Origin of the sequence: Variovorax sp. PAMC26660, from assembly GCF_014302995.1 — a bacterium.
GTDB lineage: Bacteria > Pseudomonadota > Gammaproteobacteria > Burkholderiales > Burkholderiaceae_C > Variovorax.
Genome location: NZ_CP060295.1, coordinates 5,635,046 through 5,654,100 on the forward strand (window position 1 = coordinate 5,635,046; position 19,055 = coordinate 5,654,100).

General features: G+C 64.3%; 21 protein-coding genes and 1 tRNA gene. 16 read left to right on the forward strand and 6 right to left on the reverse strand.

What is annotated here, in order from left to right; all coding sequences use genetic code 11:
* Positions 1 to 62: 62 nt before the first annotated feature.
* Positions 63 to 980 carry an EamA family transporter gene (locus H7F35_RS26530; protein ID WP_187109524.1) on the forward strand — a complete coding sequence of 306 codons (918 nt, stop codon included), beginning with the start codon at positions 63 to 65 and terminating at the stop codon, positions 978 to 980.
* 12 nt (positions 981 to 992) lie between these two features.
* On the opposite strand, the gene H7F35_RS26535 is transcribed toward H7F35_RS26530, so the two are convergent.
* From H7F35_RS26535 to H7F35_RS26550, 4 genes are all read right to left on the reverse strand, one after another.
* Positions 993 to 1,631: a LysE family translocator gene (locus H7F35_RS26535; RefSeq protein WP_187109525.1), complete on the reverse strand. Its 639-nt coding sequence runs from the start codon at positions 1,629 to 1,631 to the stop codon at positions 993 to 995.
* Positions 1,628 to 2,257, reverse strand: a complete 630-nt coding sequence (locus H7F35_RS26540; RefSeq protein ID WP_187109526.1) for an RnfABCDGE type electron transport complex subunit B — start codon at positions 2,255 to 2,257, stop codon at positions 1,628 to 1,630. The genes H7F35_RS26535 and H7F35_RS26540 overlap by 4 nt, the downstream gene beginning before the upstream one ends.
* A gap of 20 nt (positions 2,258 to 2,277) precedes the next feature.
* On the reverse strand, positions 2,278 to 3,717 hold the full coding sequence (phaZ, locus tag H7F35_RS26545) for a polyhydroxyalkanoate depolymerase (protein ID WP_187109527.1): 1,440 nt from the start codon (positions 3,715 to 3,717) through the stop codon (positions 2,278 to 2,280).
* Between the two features lie 157 nt (positions 3,718 to 3,874).
* The gene (locus tag H7F35_RS26550) at positions 3,875 to 5,071 is read right to left on the reverse strand and encodes an amino acid aminotransferase (RefSeq protein ID WP_187109528.1); all 1,197 of its coding nucleotides are present in this window, start codon (positions 5,069 to 5,071) and stop codon (positions 3,875 to 3,877) included.
* A gap of 105 nt (positions 5,072 to 5,176) precedes the next feature.
* On the opposite strand from H7F35_RS26550, the gene uvrB reads away from it, so the two are divergent.
* The 14 genes from uvrB to H7F35_RS26620 all read left to right on the forward strand — a co-directional run bounded on the left by uvrB (position 5,177) and on the right by H7F35_RS26620 (position 16,517).
* Complete coding sequence (gene uvrB / locus H7F35_RS26555; protein WP_261803361.1) at positions 5,177 to 7,294, forward strand: excinuclease ABC subunit UvrB; 2,118 nt, start codon at positions 5,177 to 5,179, stop codon at positions 7,292 to 7,294.
* A gap of 232 nt (positions 7,295 to 7,526) precedes the next feature.
* Positions 7,527 to 8,063 carry a Fe-S cluster assembly transcriptional regulator IscR gene (gene iscR, locus H7F35_RS26560; protein WP_093237517.1) on the forward strand — a complete coding sequence of 179 codons (537 nt, stop codon included), beginning with the start codon at positions 7,527 to 7,529 and terminating at the stop codon, positions 8,061 to 8,063.
* A 76-nt stretch (positions 8,064 to 8,139) separates the two neighbouring features.
* Positions 8,140 to 9,360 (forward strand): IscS subfamily cysteine desulfurase, encoded by a 1,221-nt coding sequence (locus H7F35_RS26565; RefSeq protein ID WP_187109529.1) that lies wholly within the window; start codon positions 8,140 to 8,142, stop codon positions 9,358 to 9,360.
* 50 nt (positions 9,361 to 9,410) lie between these two features.
* Positions 9,411 to 9,824 carry a Fe-S cluster assembly scaffold IscU gene (gene iscU / locus H7F35_RS26570; protein WP_187109530.1) on the forward strand — a complete coding sequence of 138 codons (414 nt, stop codon included), beginning with the start codon at positions 9,411 to 9,413 and terminating at the stop codon, positions 9,822 to 9,824.
* A gap of 1 nt (position 9,825) precedes the next feature.
* A complete protein-coding gene (gene iscA, locus H7F35_RS26575) occupies positions 9,826 to 10,149 on the forward strand; it encodes an iron-sulfur cluster assembly protein IscA (RefSeq protein ID WP_007828190.1) in 324 nt (107 codons plus the stop codon).
* A 63-nt stretch (positions 10,150 to 10,212) separates the two neighbouring features.
* A complete protein-coding gene (gene hscB / locus H7F35_RS26580) occupies positions 10,213 to 10,731 on the forward strand; it encodes a Fe-S protein assembly co-chaperone HscB (RefSeq protein ID WP_187109531.1) in 519 nt (172 codons plus the stop codon).
* 6 nt (positions 10,732 to 10,737) lie between these two features.
* A complete protein-coding gene (gene hscA, locus H7F35_RS26585; protein WP_187109532.1) occupies positions 10,738 to 12,597 on the forward strand; it encodes a Fe-S protein assembly chaperone HscA in 1,860 nt (619 codons plus the stop codon).
* A gap of 9 nt (positions 12,598 to 12,606) precedes the next feature.
* On the forward strand, positions 12,607 to 12,945 hold the full coding sequence (fdx, locus tag H7F35_RS26590; protein WP_013542153.1) for an ISC system 2Fe-2S type ferredoxin: 339 nt from the start codon (positions 12,607 to 12,609) through the stop codon (positions 12,943 to 12,945).
* Positions 12,945 to 13,652, forward strand: coding sequence for a DNA polymerase III subunit epsilon (dnaQ, locus tag H7F35_RS26595; RefSeq protein ID WP_187109533.1), 708 nt, complete (start codon positions 12,945 to 12,947; stop codon positions 13,650 to 13,652). Before fdx ends, dnaQ begins: the two co-directional genes overlap by 1 nt.
* Positions 13,653 to 13,727: 75 nt before the next feature.
* Positions 13,728 to 13,802: transfer RNA gene (locus H7F35_RS26600), tRNA-Val, on the forward strand.
* A 221-nt stretch (positions 13,803 to 14,023) separates the two neighbouring features.
* On the forward strand, positions 14,024 to 14,146 hold the full coding sequence (locus H7F35_RS26605; protein WP_187109534.1) for a stereocilin: 123 nt from the start codon (positions 14,024 to 14,026) through the stop codon (positions 14,144 to 14,146).
* A 32-nt stretch (positions 14,147 to 14,178) separates the two neighbouring features.
* Positions 14,179 to 15,288 (forward strand): NAD(P)/FAD-dependent oxidoreductase, encoded by a 1,110-nt coding sequence (locus H7F35_RS26610; protein ID WP_187109535.1) that lies wholly within the window; start codon positions 14,179 to 14,181, stop codon positions 15,286 to 15,288.
* 155 nt (positions 15,289 to 15,443) lie between these two features.
* The gene (locus H7F35_RS26615) at positions 15,444 to 15,740 is read left to right on the forward strand and encodes a glycine zipper domain-containing protein (protein ID WP_187109536.1); all 297 of its coding nucleotides are present in this window, start codon (positions 15,444 to 15,446) and stop codon (positions 15,738 to 15,740) included.
* 63 nt (positions 15,741 to 15,803) lie between these two features.
* The gene (locus H7F35_RS26620; protein WP_187109537.1) at positions 15,804 to 16,517 is read left to right on the forward strand and encodes a phage holin family protein; all 714 of its coding nucleotides are present in this window, start codon (positions 15,804 to 15,806) and stop codon (positions 16,515 to 16,517) included.
* Between the two features lie 16 nt (positions 16,518 to 16,533).
* Here H7F35_RS26620 and H7F35_RS26625 read toward each other — a convergent pair whose 3' ends face one another.
* A complete protein-coding gene (locus H7F35_RS26625; protein WP_187109538.1) occupies positions 16,534 to 17,613 on the reverse strand; it encodes a quinone-dependent dihydroorotate dehydrogenase in 1,080 nt (359 codons plus the stop codon).
* 40 nt (positions 17,614 to 17,653) lie between these two features.
* Here H7F35_RS26625 and rpiA point away from each other — a divergent pair, with 40 nt between their 5' ends.
* Positions 17,654 to 18,376 (forward strand): ribose-5-phosphate isomerase RpiA, encoded by a 723-nt coding sequence (rpiA, locus tag H7F35_RS26630; RefSeq protein ID WP_187109539.1) that lies wholly within the window; start codon positions 17,654 to 17,656, stop codon positions 18,374 to 18,376.
* A 22-nt stretch (positions 18,377 to 18,398) separates the two neighbouring features.
* Here the strand turns inward: rpiA and H7F35_RS26635 are convergent, their stop codons facing one another.
* Positions 18,399 to 19,043, reverse strand: coding sequence for a glutaredoxin family protein (locus tag H7F35_RS26635; RefSeq protein ID WP_187109540.1), 645 nt, complete (start codon positions 19,041 to 19,043; stop codon positions 18,399 to 18,401).
* Between the last annotated feature and the right edge of the window lie 12 nt (positions 19,044 to 19,055).

Here is a 19,055-nt window from a genome sequence, read left to right on the forward strand (position 1 = left end):
CAGACAGCGGGTGGCTTTCATACCATGGGCGGCATCCAACACCAAGAAGAGACACCCTCGACATGTCGACACTCGCGTCCCCCGCCCACGTCGGGCCTGCCTCCGCGCGCCCTCGGTTGACGCCCCTGCTATGGCTGTGCCTGGCCGCCACCTGGGTGGTCTGGGGCTCGACCTACCTGGGCATCAAGTACGCGCTGATCAGCTTTCCGCCGTTCCTGCAGATGGGCTCGCGCTTTCTGTTCGCGGGTGTGCTGCTGGCGGTGTGGATGCGCTGGCGCGGCGCGCCGTGGCCGACGCTCGTGCAGTGGCGCAATGCCTTGGTCGTCGGGGCACTGATGCTCGGAGGCGGCATGGGCGGTACGGCCAACGCCGAGGTGTCGATCGGCTCGGGGCTGGTGGTGGCCTTCATCGCGGTCATTCCATTGCTGATCGCGCTGCTGAACCTGATCTGGAGCGTGAAGCCGACGCGGCTGGAGGCTGCGGGCATCACGGTGGGGTTGGTCGGCGTGCTGATGCTCACGCAGGGCAGCGGTTTCAAGTCTTCACCGGAGGGGCTGGTCGCAATTTGCGTGGCGTGCGTCTGCTGGTCGCTCGGCAGCGTGTTGAGCCAGCGCAGCCTGCCGCTGGCGCCGGGTGCCATGGGCTTCGCGAGCGAGATGCTGTGCGGCGGCGTGGTGCTGATGGGGCTGGCCGCCGTGTCGGGCGAAACGATGACCTGGCCGCCGCAACCTGTGGCGGTGGCGGTCTGGGTCTACCTGGTGGTGTTCGGCTCGCTGATCGCGTTCAACGCCTACATGGTGCTGCTCGCGCAAGCGCCGGCCGCACTGGCGGCGAGCTACACCTTCGTCAATCCGGTGATCGCGATGTTGCTGGGCGTGTGGATTGCCAACGAGGCTGTCACGCGCTTCGAGTGGTACGCGGTGGGCGTGGTGCTGGCGGGGGTGCTGCTGTTGCTCTTCAAGCGACCGAAGAAGAACTGAAGGGCCGGGCGTTCAGGTGCCGGGTCGACGCCAGAAAGCCAGCGTGGCCGCCAGCAACCACATGCCGACGGCGCAACTGCGGTTCAGCGCCTTGAGGCCCCGGCGCGAGAGCCAGCGCACGGCCTGTGTTCCGGCCGCGGCGTAGGCCAGCATCACGCAGGTGTCGAGCACCACGAAGATCGCGCCGAGCAGCAGGTACTGCGGGCCCTGCGGCTTCGCGATGTCGATGAACTGCGGCAAGAAGGCCGCGAAGAACAGCACCGTCTTCGGGTTCGACAACGCCACCATCAGGCTGCGCAGCAGTGCGACGCGACCGTGCGGACGGATCTCGATGCTCGACTTGGCCAGCGCGGTGCCCAGGTCGGTCGCATCGCTGCGCCAGAGTTTGAAGCCCAGCCAGACGAGGTAGGCGACACCGGCCACGCGAATGGCGTTGAAGAGCAGTTCCGACGCGGCGAGCAGCGAGCCCAGACCGAGCGCAACGACGGCAATCAGCGTGACGCTGCCGAGCGATGCGCCCGCAATGCCCCAGCTTGCGCGGCGCATGCCGCCGTCGATGCCGTTGGACAGCGCCAGCAGCATCGTCGGCCCCGGGATCACGGCCAGTGCGAGCGAAGCGATGGCATAGATGAGCAGGGTGTCGAGTGTCATGGCTTGGCGGCGGGTGGACGTTGCGAGGCGGCGCGGGCACGCGCCAGTGCTGCTTCGACGATGGAGCGCTTGCGCGTGTTGGCGTCTTGCGGGGCTGCGGCTTCAGGGGCTTTCGTTTCTTCCTGGGCGCCTGCTTTGCGGTGCGCACCGTGAAGCTTGTAGCGTTGCAGTGCCGCTTCGGCCTGCGTTTGCGACCATGCCTGCCAGCCGCTGCGGCCCGGCGTCTCGACTTCGAGCGCGATGCAATCGACAGGGCAGACCGGAATGCACAGCTCGCACCCCGTGCAGTGCGCCTCGATCACGGTGTGCATGCGCTTGTTGATGCCGACGATGGCATCGGTCGGGCAGGCATCGAGGCAGAGCGTGCAGCCGATGCACCAGGCTTCGTCGATGACGGCCATGGCGCGCGGGCCTTCGGTGCCGAACTGGGGATCGAGCGGCAAGGGCGCCTGGCCCGTGAGCAGCGCGAGCCGCTCGATGCCTTCGGCGCCGCCCGGCGGGCACTGGTTGATGCCGGCCGTGCCATCGGCCACCGCCTGCGCATAGCCTGCGCAATCCGGGTAGCCGCACCGTGTGCACTGCGTTTGCGGCAGTGCGTTGTTGATGCGTGCGGCGAGCCCGTTCACTTGAGGTTGGCCTGCGCGCTTCAGCGCGCGGCGCGGGTGCCGGGCTTCTTGCGCGCCACGGGCTTCTTGACGGCCACGACCGTGGCGGCCTTCGGCTTGGCCGCGGTCTTTCTTGCGGCAGCAACCGTTGCCGTCTTGCGGGCCGGCTTGACCGTGTCTTCGGCAGCCAGGCCTTCCCGCTTGCTGGCACGGCTCTGGGGCTGGTCATTCGCAGCGATGAACTTCACCAGCTTCGGGTAGACCAGTTCGCGCCAGCGGCGGCCGCTGAAGATGCCGTAGTGGCCCGCGCCCTTGACTTCGTAGTGCTCGCGCTTGGCATCGGCGATGCCGGTGCACAGGCTGTGCGCGGCTTCGGTCTGGCCCGAGCCCGAGATGTCGTCAAGTTCGCCTTCGACGGTCAGCAGCGCGGCCGAGCGGATGTCCTGCGGACGTACGCGCTCGATCTGGCCGTCGGGGTTCTTGACGTCCCAGGTGCCGTTGACCAGCTCGAACTGCTGGAACACGGTGCGGATCGTGTCGAGGTAGTAATCGGCGTCCATGTCGAGCACGGCGTTGTACTCGTCGTAGAACTTGCGGTGGGCCTCGGCGCTGGCGTCGTCGCCCTTGATGAGGTCCTTGAAGTAGTCGTAGTGGCTGGTTGCGTGGCGGTCGGGGTTCATCGCCACGAAGCCGGTGTGCTGCAGGAAGCCGGGGTACACGCGGCGGCCTTCACCCGGGAAGCCTTGCGGCACGCGGTAGATCACGTTGTTCTCGAACCACTCGTAGCTCTTGTTCATCGCGAGGTTGTTGACCGCGGTGGGCGACTTGCGGGCGTCGATGGGGCCGCCCATCATCGTCAGCGTGAGCGGCAGCGGCTCCTTGCGGCTGGCCATGAGCGACACGGCGGCCAGCACGGGCACGGTCGGCTGGCACACGCTGACCACGTGGCAGTTGCCGTACTCGGCCTGCAGCAGGCGGATGAATTCCTGCACGTAGTTGATGTAGTCGTCGAGGTGGAATTCGCCTTCCGACATCGGCACGAGGCGCGCGTTCTTCCAGTCGGTGATGTAGACCTTGTGGTCCTGCAGCATGGTGCGCACGGTGTCGCGCAGCAGCGTGGCGTAGTGGCCCGACAGCGGTGCCACGATCAGCACCACGGGCTGGCTCTTGAGCGTCTTGAGAATGTGCGGCTCGTCGGTGAAGCGCTTGAAGCGGCGCAGCTCGCAGAAAGGCTTGTCGAGCTCGATCGCTTCCTGGATTACGACATCTTCGCCGTCGACCTTGATCGACTTGATGTTGAACTCGGGCTTTTCGTAGTCCTTGCCCAGGCGATAGAGCAGGTCGTAGCCTGCAGCCATGCGCTGTGCCATTGGCAGCTGGCCCCATACGGCGCCCTGGCCGTAGAGCTTGGAGGCTGCCTGCGCGAAGTCCGAGAACGGCTCCATCAGGGAACGCTGGGCTTCGTAGAGTTGATAGAGCATCGCTGGTCTTGGAGTGGAATGTTGCGGTGCAATATATCAGCGCATTCGCTGCGATGCAGGGGGCCTAACCCCTACATCGACCCCGCTGCGAGGGTCCTTCTGTCGCAGAGCGTGAAGGAATCGTCGCCAGGATGATTCCCTCACACTTTGCTGTCACCTAGATGACTTTGGCAATCGACGCGCAGACGTAGTCGATGTTCTTGCTGTTGAGCGCGGCCACGCACATGCGGCCGGTGTCGGTGCCGTACACGCCGAACTCGTTGCGCAGGCGGACCATCTGGTCCTTGCTCAGGCCCGAGTAACTGAACATGCCGATCTGGGTGGTGATGAAGCTCATGTCTTCCTTCACGCCCGCGGCCTTGAGGCCGTCGACCAGCTTCTGGCGCATGGCCTTGATGCGCACGCGCATTTCGCCGAGTTCCTTTTCCCAGAGGGCGCGCAGTTCGGGGTTGCCGAGCACCGCAGCCACCACGGCGCCGCCGTGGATCGGCGGGTTGCTGTAGTTGGTGCGAATGGCGATCTTGAGCTGCGACAGCACGCGACCGGCTTCTTCCTTGCTTTCGCACAGTACCGACAGGGCGCCGACGCGCTCGCCGTACAGGCTGAAGCTCTTCGAGAAAGAGGTCGAGACGAAGAAGGTCAGGCCGGCATCGACGAACTTGCCGACGGCCGCGCCGTCTTCTTTCAGGCCGTAGCCGAAGCCCTGGTAGGCCATGTCGAGGAAGGGCACGAGGCCCTTGGCCTTGACCGCGGCGACGACGAGGTCCCACTGTGCAGCTGTGATGTCATAGCCGGTCGGGTTGTGGCAGCAGGCGTGCAGCACGACGACGGTGCCGGCCGGCGCCGCGTTCAGGGCGGCCAACATGCCGTCGAAGTTGACGCCGCGCTTGGCCGCGTCGTAGTAGGGGTAGCTTTCGACCTCGAAGCCCGCGTTGGTGAACAGCGCGCGGTGGTTTTCCCAGCTCGGATCGCTGATCAGCACCTTGGCATTGGGGTTGATCTTCTTGAGGAAGTCGGCGCCGACCTTCAGGCCGCCGGTGCCGCCGATGCCCTGGATGGTGGCCACGCGGCCCGATTGCACGGGTTCGCTGTCGACACCGAAGACAAGGCCCTTGACGGCGTTGTCGTAAGCCACGATGCCGTCGATCGGCAGGTAGCCGCGGGCCGAGGGGGCCTTCATCATGTTCTGTTCGGCTGCCTGCACGCACTGGAGCAGGGGCAGCTTGCCGTTGTCGTCGTAATAAACGCCGACGCCGAGATTGACCTTGTTGGGGTTGGTATCGGCTGCAAATTGCTCGTTGAGGCCGAGGATCGGGTCGCGCGGTGCCATTTCGACCGCGGTGAACATAGACATGGAAAGGTCCTTTGGGATGAAAGCTTCGCTGGCAACCGTACTTGCGCTACGCTTTCCGGTTGCCTTGAATTTTACCGGCGCCATCGCCACCTGTCGGGAACAGCCATGCCAGAGAACACCGAAGCCATAGCAGACCTGAAGAAACTGGACCCGATCGGTCCGGCGAAACAGGGCGAATTCATCCGCTACCCCGACTCGCCTTTCGAGCTTTTCCAGCCGTATCCGCCGGCCGGGGACCAGCCCAAGGCGATCGACGGGCTGGTCGAGGGCGTGCTCGACGGCGAGGTGTTCCAGACGCTGCTGGGCGTGACGGGCTCGGGCAAGACCTTCACCATGGCCAACGTGATCGCGCGGCTGGGCCGCCCGGCCATCGTGTTCGCGCCCAACAAGACGCTGGCGGCGCAGCTCTACAGCGAGTTTCGCGAGTTCTTCCCGAAGAACGCGGTCGAGTACTTCGTGAGCTACTACGACTACTACCAGCCCGAGGCCTATGTGCCGCAGCGCGACCTGTTCATCGAGAAGGACTCCTCGATCAACGAGCACATCGAGCAGATGCGGCTGTCGGCCACCAAGAGCGTGCTGGAGCGGCGCGACACGGTGATCGTGGCCACGGTGAGTGCGATCTACGGCATCGGCACGCCCGAGGACTACATGGAGATGCGGCTGATTGCCCGCGTGGGCGACAAGGTCGGCCAGCGCGACCTGATCTCGCGGCTCATCCGCATGCAGTACACGCGCAACGAACAGGACTTTGCACGGGGCACGTTCCGCGTGCGCGGCGACACCATCGATGTGTTCCCGGCCGAGCACAGCGAGCTGGCGATCCGCTTCGAGCTGTTCGATGACGAGATCGAGTCGCTGCAGCTTTTTGACCCGCTCACCGGCCGTGTCCGGCAGAAGGTGCCGCGCTTCACGGTGTACCCGTCGAGCCACTACGTCACGCCGCGCGACAAGGTGTTGGCGGCCGTGGAGACCATCAAGATCGAGCTGGCTGAGCGGCTCAAGGAACTGGTGGGGGCGGGCAAGCTGGTCGAGGCACAGCGGCTGGAGCAGCGCAGCCGTTTCGACCTTGAAATGCTCGCCGAGATCGGCCATTGCAAAGGCATCGAGAACTACACGCGCCACCTGTCGGGCGCCGCACCCGGCGAGCCGCCCGCCACGCTGACCGACTACTTGCCGAAGGACGCGCTGATGTTCCTCGACGAGAGCCATCAGATGATCGGCCAGCTCAACGCGATGTACAGCGGCGACCGGGCGCGCAAGACCACGCTGGTCGAGTACGGCTTTCGGCTGCCGAGCGCGATGGACAACCGGCCGCTCAAGTTCGAGGAGTTCGAGACGCGCATGCGCCAGTGCATCTTCGTTTCGGCAACGCCGGCGCAGTACGAAAAAGACCACTCCGGCAATGTCGTAGAGCAACTGGTGCGGCCGACGGGCCTGATCGACCCGGAGGTCGAGGTGCGGCCCGCCACGCATCAGGTGGACGATGTGCTGGGCGAAATCCGCATCCGCGTCGACAAACACGAGCGCGTGTTGATCACCACGCTGACCAAGCGGATGGCCGAGCAGCTGACCGATTACCTGGGCGACAACGGGGTCAAGGTGCGTTATCTGCACAGCGACGTCGACACGGTCGAGCGGGTGGAAATCCTGCGTGACCTGCGTCTGGGCACCTTCGACGTGCTGGTGGGCATCAACCTGCTGCGGGAGGGCCTGGACATTCCCGAGGTCTCGCTGGTGGCGATCCTCGATGCCGACAAGGAAGGCTTTCTGCGCGCCGAGCGCTCGCTGATCCAGACCATCGGCCGCGCGGCTCGCAATCTGAATGGCAAGGCCATCCTCTATGCGGACAGGATGACCGAATCGATGAAGAAGGCGATCGGGGAAACTGAGCGCCGCCGCACCAAGCAGATCGCCCACAACGAGGCCAATGGCATCACGCCGCGCAGCATCGTCAAGCAGGTGCGCGACCTGATCGATGGCGTCTACAGCGAGAAGACCGGCAAGGAAATGGCCAAGCTCGACCTGGAACGTGCCAAGGTCGAGGACATGAGCGAAAAGGACATCGCCCGGGAAATCAAGCGGCTGGAAAAACTCATGCTCGAACACGCCCGCAACCTCGAGTTCGAGAAGGCAGCGCGGGTGCGAGACCAACTGGCGTTGCTGCGGGAGCAGGCCTTTGGCGGCTCGGGCAGCGACAACATCGCAGTTTTGCCGCAGTAGGTCAGAGGTTCGCGTTCTTCAAGCGGCCGCCGCTGGGGTTTACCCGAGCAGAGTTGAAGGGCTTCTGCTATACTTGACCGAAATACTCAAGAACAAAAAAGAACTTCGCGATGAAGGACCGACTCCTACCGGCTGGTTCACCAGTGTCAGGGGTCGGGCAGGGCGGAGACGAAGTCACCGCAGCCCAGGGCCGCGGTGTCATTTCAACGGTAAGCACTTGAAGGAGCTTGCGATGCGTCTCACTACCAAAGGCCGTTTTGCGGTCACAGCAATGATCGATCTGGCGCTGCGTCAGAACACCGGTCCGGTCACGCTGGCTGCGATCAGCCAACGGCAGCAGATTTCGTTGTCGTACCTCGAGCAACTGTTCGGCAAGCTGCGTCGTCACGAACTGGTCGAATCGACCCGTGGCCCTGGCGGCGGCTACAGCCTCGGCCGCAAGGCCGCAGACATCACTGTGGCAGACATCATCGTTTCCGTCGATGAACCCATCGATGCCACGCAGTGCGGCGGCAAGGAAAACTGCCTCGGCGAAGCCGGTCGTTGCATGACGCACGAACTCTGGGCCTCGCTGAATCAGCGCATGGTCGAGTTCCTAGACTCCGTCACGTTGCAGAAGCTGGTCGACGACCAGATCGCCAAGGGCGTGCAGATCGAGAACAAGCCGGTCGTCAAGCGCGCGATCTCGGCACAGCCGGTGGTCAAGCCGATTCGCGTGAATGCGCCGAATTCGGTGTTCGCCCTCGGCAACGTATTCGCCAAGTCCTGAGTTTGGATAGCGCCTTCGGGCGCTGTCACGAGCAGCCCAGATTAAAAAACAACCCCCACGCCAGCACGAGCCAGCCATGGACGTAACTCCTCATTTCCCGATCTACCTCGATTACGGCGCGACCACGCCGGTTGACCCGCGTGTGGTCGACGCCATGATTCCCTGGTTGCGCGAACACTTCGGCAACCCGGCGTCACGCAGCCACGCCTGGGGCTGGGAGGCTGAAGAGGCGGTCGAGAAGGCGCGCGGCCAGGTGGCCGACCTGATCAATGCTGATCCCCGCGAAATCGTGTGGACTTCGGGTGCGACCGAGTCGATCAACCTCGCGCTCAAGGGCGCGGCCCAGTTCTACAAGGGCAAGGGCAAGCACCTGATCACTCTGAAGACCGAGCACAAGGCTGTGCTCGACACCATGCGCGAACTCGAGCGCCAGGGCTTCGAGGTCACTTACCTCGATGTCGAGGAAAACGGCCTTGTTGACCTCGACAAGTTCAAGGCCGCGATCCGCCCCGACACCATCCTGGCCAGCGTGCTCTTCGTGAACAACGAAATCGGCGTGATCCAGGACGTGGTCGCGCTGGGCAATGTCTGCCGCGAAAAGGGCGTGATCTTCCATGTCGATTCGGCCCAGGCCACCGGCAAGGTCGACATCGACATCACGAAGTTGCCCATCGACCTGATGAGCCTCGCTTCGCACAAGACTTATGGCCCCAAGGGTATCGGCGCGCTGTATGTGCGTCGCAAGCCGCGCATTCGCCTCGAAGCGCAAATGCACGGCGGTGGCCACGAGCGCGGCATGCGTTCGGGCACGCTGCCCACGCACCAGATCGTCGGCATGGGCGAGGCCTATCGCATCGCCAAGCTTGAGATGAAGGACGACATCGCCCATGCGACTCGTCTGCAGAAGCGCCTGCTCGACGGCCTGAAGGACGTCGAACAGGTCTTCATCAACGGCGACCTCGAGCAGCGTGTGCCGCACAACCTGAACATGAGCTTCAACTACGTCGAAGGCGAGTCGCTGATCATGGGCATCAAGGGCCTGGCGGTGTCGTCGGGTTCCGCTTGCACCTCGGCCAGCCTCGAGCCCAGCTATGTTCTGCGTGCCCTGGGCCGCAGCGACGAGTTGGCTCACAGCAGCCTTCGCATGACCATCGGCCGTTTCACGACCGAAGAAGAAATCGACTACGCCATTTCGACCATCAAGCACAACGTCGCGAAGCTGCGCGAGCTGAGCCCCTTGTGGGAGATGTTCCAGGACGGCGTCGACATCAGCACGATCCAGTGGTCGGCCCACTGAAGCAGGTCAGCCCAGCGCTCCACGATTGAACAAAGTTTGAGAGGTACACCATGGCATATTCATCCAAGGTCATCGACCACTACGAAAACCCCCGCAACGTCGGCTCCTTTGAAAAAGGTGACGACACGGTAGGCACCGGCATGGTCGGCGCGCCGGCCTGCGGCGACGTCATGAAGCTGCAGATCAAGGTCAACCCCGAAACAGGCGTGATCGAAGACGCACGCTTCAAGACCTACGGCTGCGGCTCGGCCATTGCTTCTTCGTCGCTCGTGACCGAATGGGTCAAGGGCAAGACGCTCGACGAAGCGGCTGCACTCAAGAATGCGCAGATCGCCGAAGAGCTGGCTTTGCCGCCCGTCAAGATCCACTGCTCCATCCTGGCCGAAGACGCCATCAAGGCCGCAGTGAGCGACTACAAGGCCAAGCACAGCGCCAAGGCGGCTGAAGCCGAAGCTGTTCACTGACATGGCCGTCACGTTGACCGAAGCCGCTGCGCGACACGTCACCCGTTACCTCGGCAAACGAGGCAAGGGCGTGGGTGTGCGGCTGGGCGTGAAGACCACCGGCTGCTCCGGCCTGGCCTACAAGCTCGAGTACGTGGACGAGTTCACGCCTGAAGACGTGGTGTTCGAAGACCACGGCGTGAAGGTGCTGGTCGACCCGAAGAGCCTGGCCTACATCGACGGCACGCAGCTCGACTTCGTGCGCGAAGGCTTGAACGAAGGCTTCAAGTTCATCAACCCGAACGAACGCGACCGTTGCGGTTGCGGCGAGAGCTTTCGCATCTGATGCATCGTCGCTGACCGCGACCACAGCCGCCACCATGTCATGTGCTGGCGGTTTTTTCTTGCCATGAATCTCAACGACACCGACTTTCAACTGTTCGCTGTTCCTGCCACTTTCGCGCAGGACCGCGCCGCGCTCGATGCGCGCTGGAAAGAGCTGCAGCGCGAGGCACACCCAGACCGTTTTGCCGCGCAGGGCGCTGCAGCCCAGCGCGTGGCCATGCAGTGGTCGGTGCGCATCAACGAGGCTTACCAGAGGCTCAAGGACCCGATCCGCCGCGCGAGCTACATCTGCGAGCTTCATGGGGCGCCCCTGAACGCCGAGAACAACACGGCGATGCCATCCGACTTTCTCATGCAGCAGATGGAATGGCGCGAGGCGCTCGACGACATCGACGGCACAGCCGCGCTCGACAAGCTGCACACCGAGGTCGAGGCTGCTCGTGCACGCGCGCTTTCATCGCTCGACTGGCTGATCGACGAAAAAGGCGACTATCCCGGCGCCGCGCAGCAGGTGAGAGCCCTCATGTTCATTGAGCGTTTCGGCCACGACGTCGAAGCCAAATTCGATCAGTTGGGACAATAGGCCCCTATGGCTCTTCTTCAGATTTCCGAACCCGGGCAGGCGCCCGATCCGCATCAGCGCCGCATTGCCGTGGGCATTGACCTGGGCACCACGCATTCGCTGGTGGCCGCGGTGCGCAATGGCGTGGCCGAATGCCTGCCCGACGACCAGGGCCGCGTGTTGCTGCCTTCGGCTGTGCGCTACCTCGACGGCGATCGTCGCCAGATCGGCTTCGACGCGGTCGCTGCGCGTGCGCAGGACCCGGCCAACACCATCACGTCCGTCAAGCGGCTCATGGGCCGCGGACTCGCGGACATCGCGAACCGCGAAGCCATGTCCTACCGCATCGACAGCAGCGATGGCGGCATGGTGAGGGTGCAGACCAAGGCTGGCGAGAAGTCGCCGGTAGAGATCAGCGCCGAGATTCTGGCGACGTTGCGTTTTCGTGCCGAAGATACCTTCGACGACGAACTCTATGGCGCGGTCATCACCGTGCCCGCCTACTTCGACGAAGGTCAGCGCCAGGCCACCAAGGACGCAGCGCAACTCGCCGGCCTCAACGTGCTGCGCCTGATCAGCGAACCCACGGCCGCAGCCATTGCCTACGGCCTGGACAACGCGAGCGAGGGCGTCTACGCGGTCTACGACCTGGGCGGCGGCACCTTCGACATCTCGATCCTGCGGCTCACGCAAGGCGTGTTCGAAGTGATTTCCACGGGCGGCGACTCGGCGCTCGGTGGCGATGACTACGACCATGCGCTCGCAGATTTCGTGCTGGGCCAGACCGGTCTGCAAACCCGAAGCGACAACGACAAGGCTGCCATGCTGGTGGCCGCACGCACCGCGAAAGAGGCGCTGACCGATGCTGAGTCCGTAGCGTTCCGCGCGGAAGTCGCAGGCACGACGGCCTCGTTGGACCTGACCCGCGAACACTTCGACGCTGCAACCAAGCCACTCACCGACCGCACCATCGCCGCCGTGCGCAAGGCGTTGCGCGACGCCAAGCTCAAGCCCGATGACCTGCAAGGCATCGTGCTGGTCGGTGGTTCCACCCGCATGCCGCAGATCCGTCGCGCCGTCGCCGATTTCTTCGGCCGTGAACCGTTGGTCAATCTGAACCCCGACGAAGTCGTAGCGCTCGGCGCAGCGATCCAGGCCAATCAACTGGCCGGCAACAACGGCGCGGGCGAGTTGCTGCTGCTCGACGTGATTCCTTTGTCGCTGGGCATCGAAACCATGGGTGGCCTGGTCGAGCGCATCGTGCCGCGTAACCAGACCATTCCTACCGCGATGGCGCAGGACTTCACCACCTACCAGGACGGCCAGACCGCCCTTGCGTTGCACGTGGTGCAGGGTGAGCGCGACCTGGTGGCCGACTGCCGCAGCCTTGCGCGCTTCACGCTGCGTGGCATTCCACCGATGGCGGCCGGCGCTGCGCGCATCCGTGTGACCTTCACTGTCGATGCCGATGGCTTGCTGAGCGTCAGCGCGAAAGAGCAAGGCAGTGGCGTCGAAGCCAGCGTCGCGGTCAAGCCTTCATACGGCCTTTCGGACGACCAGATCGCGACCATGCTGCAGGAAAGCTTCTCCACCGCGCAGCAAGACATACAGGCCCGCGCACTGGTGGAGGCACGTGTCGATGCAGACCGCATGCTGCTCGCCACGCAAAGCGCGCTGAACGCCGATGGCGACCTGCTGGACAACAGCGAGCGTGCCGTGATCGACGCATCGATGGCGCAACTGCACGAAGCCATCAAGGGCAATGAAGCCGCCACCATCGAGGCCGTGACCAAGGCGCTGGCCAACGACACCGAGGCCTTTGCCGCCCAGCGCATGAATGCGGGCATTGCGCGCGCACTTGCCGGTCGCAAGGTCGAATCTCTCTAGAACAACAACATGCCCACGATCAAGATCTATCCGCATCCCGAGTACTGCCCGCAGGGCGCCGAGATCACTGCGCCCGCCGGCACCTCCATTTGCGAGGCGCTGCTCGACAACCACATTAACATCGAGCACGCCTGCGAGATGAGCTGTGCTTGTACCACTTGCCACGTGATCGTGCGCGAGGGTTTCAATTCGCTCAACGAAGCGGAAGAGGGCGAAGAAGACCTGCTCGATCGCGCCTGGGGCCTGGAGCCGCAATCGCGCCTGAGTTGCCAATCGATCCTGGCGCAGGAGAATGTGACGATCGAGATTCCCAAGTACTCGATCAACCACGCCAAGGAAAACCACTGATGTCGCGCCAGATCGTCCTTGATACCGAAACCACCGGCCTGTCCGCTGAGAGCGGCGACCGGGTGATCGAACTCGGCTGCGTCGAGTTGTTCGCCCGCAAGCTCACCGGCAACGACCTGCACATCTACTTCAACCCGGAGCGCGAGAGCCATGAAGACGCGCTCAAGGTGCACGGCCTGACGACCGACTTCCTGCGCGACAAGCCGAAGTTCGCCACGCTGGGCAATGACATCATCGAGTACCTGCGCGGTGCCGAACTGATCATTCACAACGCAGCCTTCGACGTCGGCTTCCTCAACAAGGAGTTCGAGCGTGCGGGCCTGCCGCTGCTGCGCACCTTCGTCAGCGAAGTGACCGACACGCTGGCCATGGCGAAGCTGGTGTACCCGGGCAAACGCAATTCGCTCGATGCACTGTGCGACCGCTTTGGTGTGGACCGCTCGAACCGTACCTTCCACGGCGCCAAGCTCGACGCGCAGTTGCTGGCCGACGTTTACATCAATCTCACGCGCGGCCAGGACGCGCTGCTGATCGATGTGAGCTCGAGCGAGCCGGTGCAGGGCACCACCGTGGTCGCCATCGACCTGACCCAGTTCGAACTGCCGGTGATCATGGCGGCCGAGCATGAGCTGGCCGCGCACGATGCGGTGCTCACGCAACTCGACAAATCCAGCAACGGCAAAACCGTGTTTCGCCAAAACGCTTGAAAAGCTGTGGCATAATCTGAGGCTTCGCACAGCGCGATACGTTTTCAAGACGCTGCAGTCAAACAGCAGCGTCAGGGGCGGTTAGCTCAGGGGTAGAGCACAGCATTCACACTGCTGGGGTCGGAGGTTCGAAACCTCCACCGCCCACCAAATTTCTTAAAAAGCGACCTGGATCATCCAGGTCGCTTTTTTTGTTTGGGCGATGGTTGGACTATCGGGATTGCTTCGCCCGGAACAGGTCTTCGCAACCGTCGCGCGATCTGGGGACGCTCATCGATCGAACTGTCGGTACGCGCCGACGGCAACTGCAGTCCGATGCTTGCGCAAATGCTGCCACAGCAGCCTAGAACAGCAGGAAAAGGAGAGCGACCATGGCCACCCACCCTGACCTTCCGACCCCCGTCACGTCGAACCTGCCCGTCGAGCCCGACGAAGGGCCAAGCCCGACGCCCGACGAGCCCACCGATCCCGAGCCACCACCCACCGTGTCGTGATTTCGGCGCGCGAGCCGCGATAAGCTCGCGCGATGGATGAAATCGATTGCGCCGTCATCGGCGGTGGTGTGGTGGGGCTGGCCGTGGCGCGCGCGTTGGCGCTCGACGGCCGGGAGGTGCTTGTGCTCGAAACCGAAGGTGCCATTGGCACCGGGACCAGTTCGCGCAACAGCGAAGTGATTCACGCGGGCATCTACTACCCGCAGGGCTCGCTCAAGGCGAGGCTGTGCGTGGAGGGCAAGCAATTGCTGTACGCCTATGCAGCGGAGCGAGGCCTGCCGCACCAGCGTTGCGGCAAGCTCATCGTGGCGACGTCGGCCGAGCAGGCCGGCCAGCTCGAAGCCATCCGGGCGAAGGCGGCGGCGAATGGCGTCGACGATCTGGTGCAGATCACAGCCGAGCAGGCTATCGCGATGGAGCCGCAACTGCATTGCGTGGCGGCGCTGCACTCGCCGAGCACCGGCATCGTCGACAGCCATGCGCTCATGCTGAGCCTGCTGGGCGATCTGGAAAATGCCGATGGCATGTTGGCGTTGAAATCGCCCATCACCCGCGCGGAATGCGGCGACGGAGCAATCATCCTGATAGCGGAGGATGGCACGAAGCTGCGCTGCCGCAGCGTGGTCAACGCTGCGGGGCTCGGAGCGCCCGCGCTGGCTCGACGTTTCGAAGGCTTGCCACCCACGGCTGTTCCAGCCGAGTATTTCGCCAAGGGCAACTACTTCACCCTGTCGGGCAAGGCGCCGTTCGGCCGCCTCATCTACCCCGTGCCCGAGCCGGGTGGCCTGGGTGTGCACCTGACGGTTGACCTGGGCGGTCAGGCCAAGTTCGGGCCCGACGTGCAGTGGGTTGCTTGCGCCGACGACCTTGTGGTGGACCCCGCACGCGGTGACAGCTTCTATGCCGAGGTGCGCAAGTACTGGCCCGCCTTGCCCGATGGCGCCCTGATCCCGGGTTATGCAGGCATGCGCCCCAAGATTTCAGGACCGGGCGAACCGGCGGCCGACTTCGTGATCGACGGACCCGAGACGCATGGCGTACCCGGTCTGGTGAACCTTTTCGGCATCGAATCGCCGGGGCTCACAAGCAGCCTTGCCATTGGCCGCCATGTGGCCCGTCTACTGGCCGAGGTCCGAGCCTGAACGCCGCATTGCGCGGCCATGCAGCGCGATAGAGGGCACAAGTCAGCACATCTGTCGTGCATAAGGGTCTTTTGAGCCTGTAACATGACAGCACGCCATTTGCTGGCGTGAAGCCGCCGGCGCGGTGCCGGTGTCATCACGGAGGAAAGATTCCAATGAGTGCATCCCAAAATCTTGAAGCAGCAGCCGAAGACATCGCAAGCGACGTGCGCGGCGTGCTGGCCAGCAAGGACCTGGATTCGGTTCCCCACATCAAGGCGCTGCGCCAGCGCATCGACACCAAGCTCGCCATCGCGCGCGAACTTGCCGCCGAGAAAAGCAAGCTCGCGGCCAAGAAGGCGCGCGACGCGGCCACCGCCACCAACGCCTACGCCCACGACGAACCATGGCAGATCGCTGGCGCCGCACTGGCCGTCGGCGTGCTGGTGGGCCTGCTGCTTGGCCGCCGCTGATCACCTGATCGCGCACCGCAGCAGCATTCGACCGGTTCGTCAGCACACTGACGGAGTCAGCCCATGAGGCTGCTGTCATTGTTCGGGCTCGATGCCCGGATGCGGCGGCTGCGCATCGCCGCCGCCGAAGGCGCTCTGGCGGCCGAAGACCGGGTGCAACTGCTGCGCATGACCTGGGAAGACGAGAAACAGCGCCTGAAGCTGATGCTCGTGTTCGTGGTCGCCGTGCTGGGACTGACCACCGTCGCGGTGGCGCTGCTGTCGATGGCGGTGGTGGTCCATTTCTGGGACACGCCATACCGCATCACTGCTGCCTGGTCAGTGGCCGGTGTATGGATCCTGCTCTGGCTGGTGGCTGCCGTTGGCTTGCTGCTGACACTGCGCAACGCGTCCAGCAGCTTCATCCCGACGCGCCATGAGTTCGAGCGCGACTGGGCCTGGGTGCAGGACCGCTTCGGCCTGGGCAAAGACCCGGAGCAGCACGAAGACGAGCCGCGCCCCGCACGGCCCGCCACGCGCGAAGAGCTGCTGGCACGCATGGACCGTCAGCGCGAGCGCATTGCGACGCTGCAGGGCGGCCGCGAGACGCAACCCGCGAGTGCCGCAGCCGATGGGCCCCCGCCCAACGAAACGGCCACTGCCGCCGCGCTGCGAATCGCGAAGGCGCACCCAGTGGCAGCCGGTGTCGTTGCTGCTGCCGCCGTTGTAGTGATCCGCCCGAAGCGCCTGCTGCGCTGGGCGGCCGTCATCGCGCCAATCCTCTGGCGCATGCGCTGAAGAAAACGAAAAAGCCTCAGGCCTTGCTGCGATCCCGCAGCAGCGCCTGAGCAGCTTCGCGGACCAGCCCCGGGCCGCGGTAGATCAGCCCCGTGTAGATCTGCACCACGTCCGCGCCAGCGGTAATCTTGGCCTTGGCATCGGCCGCACTCAGGATGCCACCGACCCCGATGATCGGGAAGTTCTTCCCCAGCGCCGCACGCAGTTGCGCAATGACCCGGTTGCTCGCTTCGCGCACTGGCGCGCCCGACAGGCCACCCGCTTCTTCCGCGTGCGGGAGGCCAGCCACCGCATCGCGCGCGAGCGTGGTGTTGGTGGCGATCACGCCATCCATGCCGTGGCGTTGCAGGGTGGCGGCAATGACAGCGACCTGGGCTTCGTCCAGATCGGGCGCGATCTTCACGAACAGCGGCGAGCGTTTGTTGTGGCGCGAGGCCAGCGCTTCGCGCCGCTCGGCCACGGCACCCAGCAATGCATCGAGCGCTTCGTCGCTTTGCAGCGACCGCAGGTTGGCCGTATTGGGGCTCGAAATATTGATCGTCACATAGTCGGCATGCGGGTACACACCATCGAGGCAGGCCAAGTAGTCGTCCACCGCGCGCTCGATCGGCGTGGCGGCGTTCTTGCCGATGTTCAGGCCCAGCAGCATCGGTGCCTTCGTGCTGCCGCCAGCCTTGCGAAAGCGCGCCTTCTGCACGTTCGCGAGGAAGGCATCGAGCCCTTCGTTGTTGAAGCCGAGCCGGTTGATCAGCGCATCGCGCTGCGGCAGGCGGAACATGCGTGGCTTGGGGTTGCCGGGCTGCGCCTTCGGGGTCACCGTGCCGACTTCGACAAAACCGAAGCCCATGGCCGAGAACGCGTCGATGCAGCGGGCGTTCTTGTCGAGCCCTGCAGCCAGGCCCACGCGATTCGGAAAACTCAGCCCGGCGAGCTGGATCGGGTCGTTCACGCGAGGGGCCGAATAGGCGCAGGCCAGCGGCGTGTTCTGGGTGCGGGCCAGTCCATCGAGCGTCAGTTCATGGGCATGTTCCGGGTCGAAACCAAAGAGGAAAGGGCGGGCCAGGCCGTAGAGCGAGGAGGGCATCAGCAGGGGCATCGGATAATTCTCGACTTCAATGAGCCAAGGATTCTCCGCGATGACCGCACCCGCCTCCCCATCTTCCGCTCCCGCAGCCCCCGCCCCGCTTTCCCAGGACGAACTCAAGGCCCAGGTCGGCCTTGCCGCGCTGGCCTACGTGGTCAAGGGCGAGATCGTGGGGGTCGGCACCGGCTCGACGGTCAACAAGTTCATCGACGCGCTGGCCACGATCAAGGACCAGATCAAGGGCGCCGTTTCCAGCTCGCTGGCCTCGACCGAGCGGCTGCGTGCGCTGGGCATTCCGGTGTTCGACAGCAACGAGGTGGAAGAGCTGGCTGTCTACATCGATGGCGCCGACGAAATCGACCACCGGGGTTTCATGGTGAAGGGCGGCGGGGCGGCCCTTACGCGCGAGAAGATCGTCGCGGCGCAGTCGCGCAAGTTCATCTGCATTGCCGACGCGTCCAAGCTGGTCGAAACGCTGGGTGCGTTCCCGCTGCCGGTCGAAGTGATCCCGATGGCCGTGCAGCGCGTGATGCGCCAGTTCGCGAGCATGGGCGGCATTTCGCAGGTGCGCGAGAAGGACGGTTTGCCCCTGGTGACCGACAACGGCCAGCACATCATCGACGTGACTGGCCTGCGGATCAGCGATCCGCTTGCCTTCGAGTCCGAAGTGAGCCAATGGCCAGGCGTGGTGACGGTCGGTGTCTTCGCGCACCAGAAGGCCGACGTGTGCCTGCTGGGCACGGCCACGGGCGTGAAGACGATGCAGTTCGCCTGAGGCGCAGCGAACCGCCCTCCGATCAGAATTTGATGCCGGCCGGGTTGCTGGGGCTCGGTTCGCTCGATGCTGCGGGTGGTGGCGCGGGTTGTGCCGCCGGTGCTGCCGCAGCGCGCGGTGCAGGCGCCGCCTGTTGGGCGATCAGCGGACGGGCCGGTGCATTGCGGTAGCCCGCAGGCAGACTGTTGCTCTTGGGGTAGCCGGCCGCGTCGAGGTACTTCGACCAGTCGACATCCGCATAGCCCTTGAGTTGCTGCGATCCGATCGTGAGCAGCGGCAGTGAAGTCTGGCCGCTCAGGCGCTGCAGTGCCTCGACCTCTTCATTGCTCTTGATCGTGCGTTCCTCGAAAGGAATGCCGCGGGTGGTGAGCAGCGTGCGCGCCTCGCCGCAAGGTCCACAGTCGTCACTGCTGTACAGCGTGACCGGATAGCGTTGCGCCACCTGTCGAAGTTCGTACGGAAGCCCCGCATTGCTTGACGTGGTGGGGCCGCTTTGTGAACCCGCGCCCTGTTCGGCGCTGGCCGAGGGCGCGCGGTCGGAGAAAGTGACCTTGCCGTTCTTGTCGACCTGGCGGTAGACCGGCTGCGCCATCGCGCCTGCAGCAACGAGCACAAGGGCGAGGCCGGTCAGGCGATGCAGTGAGAATTTGTAAATGGTCGGATGCATCGCCCGAGTATC